An 8538-nucleotide genomic window follows, 5' to 3' on the forward strand; every position below is an offset into this window, starting at 1 on the left:
GGCGGCACCAACGCCATCCAGACCGAGGCGGAATGGCCGACGCTCGGCTGGGAGAGCATCATCGCCGCCGATCCCGACGTGATCGTCGTCGCCAGCCTCGACCGCAACCGCTGGGAACTCGACAAGCCGGAGGCCAAGATCGCGTTCCTGACCTCCGATCCTGCGACCAGCCAGATGAAGGCGGTCCGCAACGAGGCGATCGTCGTGATGGACGGACAGGCGATGAACCCGACGATCCGCACGATCTACGGGGCGGAACAGGTGGCCGAGCAGCTGAAGGCCCTCGGTCTGCGCAAGTGACGGTCTTGTCCGGCGCGCTTAGCCGCGGCGCCCTGCCCGCCACGCTCGTCCTTGCCGCGCTCGCCGTGATCGCGCTGGCGGTGGGCGTCAGCGTCGGGATCGGCGATCTTCCCATTCCCCTGACGACGACGCTTGCGGCGCTGACGAACCGCCTCGGCTGGACCGCGGTCGAGATCAGCCGCATTCACGAGACGGTAATTTGGGACTACCGCCTCAGCCGCGCGCTGGTCGCCGCCTTCTGCGGGGCGGGTCTCGCGCTGTCGGGCGCCGTCATGCAGGCGCTCCTGCGCAACCCGCTCGCCGAGCCCTACGTCCTTGGCATCTCGGCCGGCGCCTCGACCGGGGCCGTCGCGGTCGTGATCCTCGGCCTCGGCGCTGGCGCCGTGTCGCTCTCGGCGGGCGCCTTTCTCGGCGCCTTCGCGGCCTTTCTCTTCGTGGCCCTCCTGTCCGGCGGCACGCGGGGCGGGGCTGACCGGACGATCCTTGCGGGCGTCGCCGCCTCGCAGCTCTTCAACGCGGCGACGTCCTACGTCGTCACCACGTCCGGCAACGCGCAGCAGGCGCGCGACGTGATGTTCTGGCTGCTCGGAAGCTTCGGGGGCGTGCGCTGGCCCGAATTCACGCTGGTGTCGGTCGTGGTCGGCGCGGGTCTCCTCGCCTGCCTCCTGCAGTCGCGGGTCCTCGACGCCTTCGCCTTCGGCGACGAGGCGGCGGCCGCGATGGGCGTGCATGTCGGGCGCACGCGGCTCGTCCTCTTCTCGCTGATCGCGGTGATGACCGCGACGATCGTCAGCATGGTCGGCTCGATCGGGTTCGTCGGGCTCGTCGTGCCGCATGTCGCGCGCTTCCTGGTCGGGCCGCTGCATGTGCGCCTCCTGCCGGCCTGTGCCCTCATTGGCGCAGTCTTCATGGTGCTCGCCGACATCGCCTCGCGCATCCTGATCCCGCAGCAGGTCCTGCCGATCGGCGTCGTCACCGCACTGGTCGGCGTGCCCTTCTTCTCCGTCATCCTCTATCGCCTGCAGCGGCCCGCATGAGTATCGTCGCCGACCATCTCACCTGGCGGATCGGCGGGCGGACCGTCGTGGACGGGGTCTCGCTGGAAGCCGAACCCGGCAAGGTCCTGGGGCTGCTCGGGCCCAACGGCTCGGGCAAGACCTCGCTCCTTCGCCTTCTCGCCGGCCTCCGGCGTCCGAACGAAGGCACGGTCCGGCTCGACGGCACTGATATCGCGCGGCTCGGGCGGCGCTCGCTCGCCCGGCGCGTCGCCTTCGTCGAGCAGCATGCGGCGACGAACGCCGACCTCAAGGTGATCGACGTCGTGCGGCTCGGCCGCTTTCCGCACCGCTCGCCCTTCTCGGGCTGGACCGGCGCGGACGAGGCGGCGGTGGACGAGGCGCTGCGGCGAACGGGCCTCACCTCGAAGCGCCGCGAGCGCTGGCATGCCCTGTCCGGCGGCGAGCGCCAGCGCACCCACATCGCCCGCGCCCTCGCCCAGACGCCGACCGAGCTTCTCCTCGACGAGCCGACGAACCACCTCGACATCCAGCACCAGATCGGCCTGCTGCAGCTGGTCTCCAGCCTGTCGATGACCTGCATCGTCTCGCTGCACGACCTGAACCATGCGGCGATGTTCTGCGACCGGCTGCTGATCCTCGATCGCGGGCGCGTCGTGGCCGCCGGCGCGCCGGACGCGGTGCTCACGCAAAGCCTCCTGCGCGAGGTCTTCGCGGTCGAGGCGCGCGTCGAGACCTCGCCGCATCACACCCGCCCGCACATCCATTTCCTGCCGCACGGCACCGTGCCGAGCGACGATGGGCCGACGGCGCCGCGTGCGCGGTCCCTCAGCCCGGCGCGAAGTGCGGTGTGACGCCCTGCCAGGGGGTAGATGGTCGCTCCGCACCGTCGGACGGCGCGGCCCCGTCGATCTCCACCCGGTTCCGGCCGAGCCGCTTGGCCCGGTAGAGTGCGGCATCGGCACGCGCAAGGAGTGCCTCGCGGCCTTCGCTCCTTCGGGGCGAAGCTAGCGCCACGCCGACGCTGGTGCTGACCACGATCTGCTCGCCGCGCCAGTCGATTACGGCATCGGCCAGCCGCGCACGCGCCGTCTCGGCCAGTTCCACCGCCCGGCCCCCGCCATGGGGCAGGAACACGACGAACTCCTCGCCGCCGAGCCGCGCGAGAGTCTCGCCCGGCCGCAGGCACGCTTCCACAAGACGCGACAGGCGCGTCAGCACCGTGTCGCCGCCAGCGTGGCCGAAGCGGTCGTTGATCGACTTGAAGTGGTCGAGGTCGAGAAGCAGCATCGCCGCGCCCTCGGGCACGAAATCGGGCACCGCATCGCGAAATCCATGGCGGTTGAGGACGCCGGTGAGCGCGTCCGTCACCGAACGCCGGCGCTCCGTTTCCTCGCCCCGTTCCCGCACGAAGGACACGACGAGCGCGGCGATCGAGAAGTTCAGCATCATCGTCACCGCGAAGCCGATCGCGATCGAGCCGGGCGAACTGAAGCCGAGCGCGATCAACGGGAACTGGACGCCGTAGACCAGCCCGCAGGCGCCAAGCGCAAAGGCGAGCGGCGCGCGCGAGGCGAGCCGCTCGCGCCGGCCGGCCCGGATCAGCGAGAGGGCCGAGGCCAGTCCGGCAAGCGCCGCCACCGCGTGGAAGGCGGAGGCGCGCAGTGTGTTGTCGTCGAAGACGGGGGTCAGGAGGCCGACGACGAGAACCACCGGAGACGCCGCCAGGAGCCAGAGGGCGCGCCCGGCGGGGCGGTCGAGCCGGCGGATGCCGCAGTAGATCAGCGTGTAGGCGAGGACCGCAAGGGCGAGGCTGCTGCTGCGCCACGTCTCGGCGCTGATCGCCCCGAACTCGCCGAGCCCTGCAAGAAAGGCGCCGAGCGCGAGAAGGAGATAGCCGACCGCGAGGGTGCCGACGCCGCGCGGGCGCCCGCCGCCGAGCCACGGCAGGAGCAGCCCGCCGGCTCCAGCCAGCAGCGAGGTCTTGTGCAGAACCAGGACGGTTCCGAGGTCGAGTGCCGTCATGACGCGCCCTGAACCGCGCGGGTCATGGCTCGCGCGGCTGGATGGTGGTCCGATAATTCTGTGCCGGACCCTATCGGCCGCGCGCTAATCTTTCGTTGCCGCTGCGGAACGCCGGTGAAGCGACGCCTTCAGAGGGCGCAGCCGTCGAGCGTCGCGGCGGTCTGCATCAGGGCGAGATGGCTGAGCCCCTGCGGCATGTTGCCGAGATAGGCGAGCGTATCGGGATCGACCATCTCCGCCAGGATGCCCGCCCCCCGATCTCCCAGCGCCGACAGGACCTCGTCGAAGCGCAGGCGCGCCTCGTCGCGGTGTCCGAGAAGCGCCAGCCCCTCGATGATCCAGAAGGTGCAGGCGAGGAAGCAGCCTTCGTGGTCCTCGACGCCGTGGTAGCGATAGTGGAACAGGCCCTTGCGCAGGCGCTTGTCGAGCGCGCGCAGCGTCTTTTCCAGCCGATCGCGACCGTCGAAACCGAAGCGCACGGCGAGCGCCAGCGAGGCGTCGAGGCCGCTCTCGCCCGGCACCATGACATAGGCCTGATCGCGCTCCGACCAGCAGTTGGCGTCCACCCATTCGGCGATCCGGTCGCGCGAGCGCGCCCAGCGCTCGCGGCAGGTCGAGGGGATATGGCCGCCGTCGGCCAGTTCCACGGCGCGTGCGAGCGCCTGCCACGCGCTGATCTTCGACATCGTGTAGTGCCGGCGCTCGGACAATTCCCAGATGCCGGAATCGGGCTGGCGCCAGGTCTCCGCGCACCGGTCGGCGACGCCCGCGAGGACGGCGGCGCTGCGCGGGTCGAGCACATGCCCGCCCGCCACGAAACGCGCCGCGGTCTCGAAGATGTCGCCGAAGATGCCGTGCTGATGCTGGCCCGCCGCCTGGTTGCCGCGCCGAACGGGACGGCTGCCGCGATAGCCCGGCAGGTCGATCATCGTCTCCTCGGCCGGCAGGCGCTCGCCTTCCAGCGTATAGCAGACGAGGGCGCCGTGTTCGGCCAGCCGCTTGATGAGCCAGGTGAAGGCGCCCTTGGCCTCCGCCATCGCGCCGATGCGCAGGAGCGCCTTGATCGTGTAGGACGCGTCGCGCACCCAGGCGTAGCGATAGTCGTAGTTCTTTTCGCCGCCGATGCCTTCAGGCAGCGACGTCGTGGCGGCCGCCGCGATCGCGCCGGTCGGCGAGTAGAGAAGGAGCTTCAGCGCCAGCGCGCTGCGCATCACCTCGGCGCGATACGATCCCTCGAAGCGGATGCCGGCCGACCATTGCCGCCACTCGTCGTCGGTCACGTCGATGCGGGCGCTGATCCGCTCGGGCTCCTCGACCACCAGCGGCTCGTCCTCGCCCGCCACGATCGCCACGAGTTCGCGCGCCCCGGCCGCGACGCGGACATGCCCGCGGATCTCGGTGTCCCCCTCTTCCTCGATCCGCACGCCGTCGCTCACGCGCAGGAGACCGATCACCGACCCGGCGTGGAAGGTCGTGGCATTGGCGTTAGTGTAGAGGAACGGGCAGATCGTGTCGGCCTGCGTGCCGAAGACGAGGCGCATCTCGAAGGTGACCTCGCCCTCGATCCCCTCGATCCGGCGCGCCAGTTCGCACCAGGGCAGGCGTCCGCCCGATCCGCTGTTCAGCGCTTCGACGATGCGCGCGCGGCCGCGCGACGTCTCGAAGACGGTCTCGAGAACGTTGGAATCCGGCCGGTAGGCGCGGTGCGACGTGTAATCGCCGACCGGGGTCAGCGAGAAGAACCCGCCGCTTCCCTCGTCGAGGACGCGGTCCAGCATCGGGGCCGAGTCCATGTTCGGCACGCACCACCAGTCGATCGAGCCGTCGGTGCCGACGAGAGCGACGCTGCGGCCGTCGCCGAGCGCGCTGTAGCTCTCGAGCGGCAGCGGCCCCGGCCGCCCCGGCCGCACGACGCCGGGGTCTTCGGCCGGCTTCACCCGGTTCAGCATGGGATCTCCGGTCGTTCGGACGAGATACAGGGACGCGCCGCAGGCGTTGGCTTATGGGTCATCCCCGCACGAATGCTTCGGCGGCCACATAAGATCCTGCGGCACACGCGCGCATGCGAGGCCAGGGCCAAGAATCATTGCCGCGCCCGGACGTAACGACGACTTGCGTTTTTGGTCCGGCGAGGGCATATCGGAATGGTCGAAAGATGGCCGGACGCTTGGGCCTTGCGCCGTTGGCGCAGAGCCGGTTCTCCCGTTTCATCGCGATACTCGAAACTGGAGCGCGCCGGAAGGCCGCCGACGAACGCTTGCGTAGAAAGGTGTCCCATGGCTACGGGAACCGTGAAATGGTTTAACTCCGACAAGGGCTTCGGCTTCATCGCCCCGGATGACGGAGGTCAGGATGCCTTCGTGCACATCACGGCGGTGCAGCGCTCGGGCCTCGATGGCCTGACCGACGGCCAGAAGGTCAGCTTCGAGCTCGTGGCCGACCGCAAGACCGGCAAGCTCGCGGCGCAGAACCTCAAGGCTCTCTGAGCCGATCCAGGCTCCGGCTCTCCCGAACCGGGACGGCCCGACCCGATCTCCCCGCCGATCCGTCGGCGGGCCTCCTTCCGAAAGGCAAGCCTCGAGCCAGCTCGACCCGCTAGACCTTCTCCCGTCTTCCCGCTTCGACCACGGATGAACTGGCGAAACGGGGCGACGACCGACATGAGCGAACCCTGCGCCGATCCGGCTGCAGGGTTTTTTCTTGTCCGGCTGTCGAATGCCTCGATGCCGAAGTCGTGATCGACCGGCCGCAACAAGTCGTTCGCCCGCTGGGTGCCCGCCCGACAGAAACGCAAGCGCAATCGTCCGACTATTGGGCAAGTACAAGGCGCAATAACTACGCAAGCCTTTCTTTCAAACGATACAATACTAGTATATCGCTTTAAAGCGCTGAAGATCGTGCGTTTTCCGCAGGTTGGCGGGGAAGGACGACTGGACAAACCGTCACAAATCCTGTGCTGTCCGGCCCTGCGCCAAGCTCTCCGGCGCGCCGACACTCTGGGAGGAATCATGTCGACGATTTGGAAGGGGCTTCTCGCCTCGATCGCCGTTCTGGCTGCCGCATCCGCCGCGTCCGCGCAGGCGGACTACCCGACGCAGCCGATCACGATCGTGGTGCCGTTCTCCGCCGGCGGCCCGACCGACACCGTGACGCGCCTGATCGCGCAGACCATGACGAGCGAACTCGGCCAACAGGTGCTGGTGCAGAACGTCGGCGGCGCGGGCGGCACGCTCGGCGCCGGTCAGGTGGCCCAGGCCAAGCCCGACGGCTACACGCTCCTCCTCCACCATATCGGCATGTCAACGGCGCCCACCCTCTACCGCCAGCTCGCCTTCGACCCGCTGAAGGCCTTCGCGCCGATCGGCCAGGTCACCTCGGTGCCGATGACCATCGTCGCGCGCAAGGACCTCGAGCCGTCCGACGCCGCCGGCCTCATCACCTATCTGAAGGCGAACGGCGCCGACACGACCTATGCCCATGCCGGCATCGGCTCCGCCTCGCACCTGTGCGGCATGCTCCTGCAGGAAGCGCTCGGCGTGCAGATGATCACCGTGCCCTACCAGGGCGCCGCCCCGGCGATGACCGACATCGTGGGCGGTCAGGTCGACGTCCTCTGCGACCAGACCACCAACACGACAAACCAGATCAAGGCCGGCGAAGTGAAGGCCTACGCCGTCACCACGCCGGAGCGCGTCGCCTCGCTGCCGGACCTGCCGACCACGAAGGAAGTCGGCCTCGACAAGATGCAGATCGGCGTCTGGCACGGGCTCTACGCGCCGGCGGGCACCGATCCCGCCATCATCGCCAAGCTCGAGGGCGCCCTGCAGAAGGCGCTGGCCAACGACACCGTCAAGGCGCGCTTCGCGGAACTCGGCACCGCGCCGGTTTCGGCCGCGGACGCGACCCCGGACTCGCTGAAGGCGCAGCTGACCTCGCAGATCGAGCTCTGGCGCCCGATCATCCAGGCCGCCGGCACCTACGCCGACTGATCGGCCGTCCACGGCTCGCAGACAGTGCCGTCCGGCCGGGGTTCACCCCGGCCGGCTCGACCGATCGTATCCGTCCGGGGGGACCTTTCCATGCAAGCAACCGAAGGCGCGAAATCGCGTCGTGATCTTCTGGCGGGCCTGATCTTCATGGCCATCGCCGCGGGCTTCGCGCTCGAGGCCTCGAACTACGACATGGGCCGGGCCATCCGCATGGGACCCGGCTTCATTCCGATGACGCTCGCGATCCTGCTCGCGATCTTCGGCGCGATGATCGCCTTCGGCGGCCTGCGCAAGGACGAGCGGATCGAAAAGACGCCGATCCCCTGGAAGGGCATCGTCCTGATCATCGCCGCGCTCGTGATCTTCGGCGAGTTCGGATCGCTTCTCGGCCTCGTGCCGGTCGTCTTCATCGGGACCGCGATCGTGGCGCTCGCCTCCGCGAAGAACTCGATCGTCTCGTCGCTGACGATCGCGGTCTGCATGTCGGCTCTGTGCTGGCTGGTCTTCAAGGTCGGCCTCGGCATCACCCTGCCGACCTTCGGCCCACTTCTCACCTTCTCCTGAGGCGCGGACACGATGGATCTTCTGGCCAATCTCGCGCTCGGCTTCGAAACGGCGCTCACCCCGATCAACATCTTCTGGTGCTTCGTCGGCGTGCTGCTGGGCACGCTCGTCGGCGTCCTGCCCGGCATCGGGCCGACGGCGACGATCGCCATGCTCCTGCCGATCACCTTCTCCTTCTCGCCCGTCACCGCCCTCATCATGCTGTCGGGCATCTATTACGGCGCCCAGTACGGCGGCTCGACGACGGCGATCCTCATCAACCTGCCGGGCGAAAGCTCGTCGGCGGTGACCGCCATCGACGGCTACCAGATGGCTAGGAAAGGGCGGGCCGGCACGGCGCTCGCAACGGCCGCGCTCGGCTCCTTCTTCGCCGGCTCGGTGGCGACGCTGCTCCTTGCCATCGCCGCCCCGCCGCTGGCGCGCGTCGCCCTCCAGTTCGGTGCGCCAGAATACTTCGCGCTGATCGTGCTCGGCCTTCTCGTCTCGATCTCGCTCGCCCACGGCTCGATCATCAAGGCGCTCGCCATGATCTGCCTCGGTCTGCTGCTCGGCACCGTCGGCCAGGACATCTACACTGGCACGCCACGCTTCACCTTCGGTCAGCTCGAGCTCTACCAGGGCATCAACTTCGTCTCGATCGCCGT

Annotated in this window: 8 protein-coding genes and 1 pseudogene; 7 read left to right on the forward strand and 2 right to left on the reverse strand. The window is 69.0% G+C overall.

The window, feature by feature from the left end; all coding sequences use genetic code 11:
- From QZ753_RS14785 to QZ753_RS14795, 3 genes and pseudogenes are all read left to right on the forward strand, one after another.
- Window positions 1-300 (forward strand): ABC transporter substrate-binding protein (locus QZ753_RS14785; RefSeq protein ID WP_294644661.1); only part of this gene is annotated, 300 nt, incomplete at its 5' end.
- Window positions 301-305: 5 nt separating this feature from the next.
- Window positions 306-1337 (forward strand): iron ABC transporter permease, encoded by a 1032-nt coding sequence (locus QZ753_RS14790; RefSeq protein ID WP_294644668.1) that lies wholly within the window; start codon window positions 306-308, stop codon window positions 1335-1337.
- Window positions 1334-2089 (forward strand): annotated as a pseudogene (locus QZ753_RS14795) (ABC transporter ATP-binding protein); the annotation flags it as partial. The gene QZ753_RS14790 and the pseudogene QZ753_RS14795, both read left to right, overlap by 4 nt.
- A gap of 55 nt (window positions 2090-2144) precedes the next feature.
- Here the strand turns inward: QZ753_RS14795 and QZ753_RS14800 are convergent.
- A complete protein-coding gene (locus QZ753_RS14800; protein WP_294644662.1) occupies window positions 2145-3341 on the reverse strand; it encodes a GGDEF domain-containing protein in 1197 nt (398 codons plus the stop codon).
- Between the two features lie 128 nt (window positions 3342-3469).
- Window positions 3470-5290 carry a glycoside hydrolase family 15 protein gene (locus QZ753_RS14805; RefSeq protein ID WP_294644663.1) on the reverse strand — a complete coding sequence of 607 codons (1821 nt, stop codon included), beginning with the start codon at window positions 5288-5290 and terminating at the stop codon, window positions 3470-3472.
- A gap of 327 nt (window positions 5291-5617) precedes the next feature.
- Here QZ753_RS14805 and QZ753_RS14810 point away from each other — a divergent pair, with 327 nt between their 5' ends.
- From QZ753_RS14810 to QZ753_RS14825, 4 genes are all read left to right on the forward strand, one after another.
- Window positions 5618-5827 carry a cold-shock protein gene (locus tag QZ753_RS14810; protein ID WP_055890979.1) on the forward strand — a complete coding sequence of 70 codons (210 nt, stop codon included), beginning with the start codon at window positions 5618-5620 and terminating at the stop codon, window positions 5825-5827.
- A gap of 522 nt (window positions 5828-6349) precedes the next feature.
- A complete protein-coding gene (locus QZ753_RS14815; RefSeq protein ID WP_294644665.1) occupies window positions 6350-7330 on the forward strand; it encodes a tripartite tricarboxylate transporter substrate-binding protein in 981 nt (326 codons plus the stop codon).
- Window positions 7331-7420: 90 nt separating this feature from the next.
- Complete coding sequence (locus QZ753_RS14820) at window positions 7421-7894, forward strand: tripartite tricarboxylate transporter TctB family protein (protein WP_294644666.1); 474 nt, start codon at window positions 7421-7423, stop codon at window positions 7892-7894.
- A gap of 12 nt (window positions 7895-7906) precedes the next feature.
- Window positions 7907-8538, forward strand: a 632-nt coding sequence (locus QZ753_RS14825; protein WP_294644667.1) for a tripartite tricarboxylate transporter permease, incomplete at its 3' end; no start/stop codon positions are given.

Source organism: uncultured Aureimonas sp., assembly GCF_913775355.1.
Taxonomy (GTDB): domain Bacteria; phylum Pseudomonadota; class Alphaproteobacteria; order Rhizobiales; family Rhizobiaceae; genus Aureimonas.

What these genes read in the sequence shown, in the direction of transcription:
- QZ753_RS14800 (WP_294644662.1), bottom strand. Translation starts at nt 3,341, where the DNA reads ATGACGGCACTCGACCTCGGAACCGTCCTGGTTCTGCACAAGACCTCG.
- QZ753_RS14805 (WP_294644663.1), bottom strand. Translation starts at nt 5,290, where the DNA reads ATGCTGAACCGGGTGAAGCCGGCCGAAGACCCCGGCGTCGTGCGGCCG.
- QZ753_RS14810 (WP_055890979.1), top strand. Translation starts at nt 5,618, where the DNA reads ATGGCTACGGGAACCGTGAAATGGTTTAACTCCGACAAGGGCTTCGGC.
- QZ753_RS14815 (WP_294644665.1), top strand. Translation starts at nt 6,350, where the DNA reads ATGTCGACGATTTGGAAGGGGCTTCTCGCCTCGATCGCCGTTCTGGCT.
- QZ753_RS14820 (WP_294644666.1), top strand. Translation starts at nt 7,421, where the DNA reads ATGCAAGCAACCGAAGGCGCGAAATCGCGTCGTGATCTTCTGGCGGGC.